General features: G+C 80.4%; 1 protein-coding gene and 1 pseudogene. One reads left to right on the top strand and one right to left on the bottom strand.

The window, feature by feature from the left end; genetic code table 11:
- The coding region (locus EEJ42_RS51235) for a hypothetical protein (RefSeq protein ID WP_221179446.1) at positions 1–248 on the bottom strand (248 nt) is incomplete at its 3' end.
- Positions 249–299: 51 nt separating this feature from the next.
- Between EEJ42_RS51235 and EEJ42_RS31265 the strand changes: the two are divergent.
- Positions 300–927: pseudogene (locus EEJ42_RS31265) on the top strand (response regulator); the annotation flags it as partial.

The raw sequence follows: 927 nt of genomic DNA, 5'->3' as shown, positions 1-927 counted from the left end.
GTCCGGCGGGGCCCGCCGGACTGGTCCCGGCGCAGCCAGGCGGCCGCGACCCGCGCATCGGCGCCCCACAGCCACAGGCCCAGGCCCAGCCGCAGGCCGGTGGCCTGGCCGTACGGGGCGAGCCCGTGCCCCCCGGCGGCACCGCGCGCGGCGGAGGCTGGCCGTCCGGTCCCGGTCAGAGCCCGCAGCAGGCACCGGCCCAGCAGGGCCAGAACCGAGGGCCGAACCAGGGGCAGGGCGGGCCGCAACCCCCTCGTCCGGGCACGGCCGGACCAGGCGGCGGTACGGGTGAGTCCGCCATGCCGTCGCTCCCCGCCGCCCGCACCCCCGAACAGCAGCAGCCCGCCTGGGGCGAGGCCCCGCAGGACTCCCTCGGCGGCCAGCAGGCGGCCCAGCCCACCGGGCGGCGCCGCGCCCGGCGTCCGCTCGCCGAGGAGCAGCCGGAGCCCGCGCCCGGGGCGCAGCCCCCTGCCCAACAGCAACAGCTGCCCGCGCAGCAGCTGCCTCCCGAGGCGCCGCGCAACGCACCGCCCCAGGGCGCGCCGCAGAACGCACGCCAGGCTCCCCAGGCGCCCCAGAGCGCGCCCCAAAGCCCCCAGCAGGGCGCTCCGCAGGGCGCGGACACCACTCAGGGGCGCGCGTTCAGCGTGCGCACGCTGGGCCAGGGGGTGCCGTTCGCGCAGCAGGTCAGCGAACACCAGCGCACTCCCCAGCCGCAGCAGCCCCAGACGCCCTCCGGTGGTACGTCCACCGCGGGATCCGGCAGGCGGCGCAAGCTGGCCGCCCGGCCCGACATGGCGAACCAGAACACCTCGGCGGATCTGGAGCCCGCGGGCACCCGCGCCCATCCCCAGGCCCCGGCGCAGGCTCCCGGCCAGGCCGGGCCCCCGCCCGGAGCGCAGCCGCGGACCCAGCCCGGCCCGGGGC

The organism is Streptomyces botrytidirepellens, assembly GCF_003721215.1.
Taxonomy (GTDB): Bacteria; Actinomycetota; Actinomycetes; order Streptomycetales; family Streptomycetaceae; genus Streptomyces; species Streptomyces himastatinicus.
Note: the sequence above shows the minus strand (reverse complement) of the source record. Positions and strands in the feature narration are given on the sequence as shown.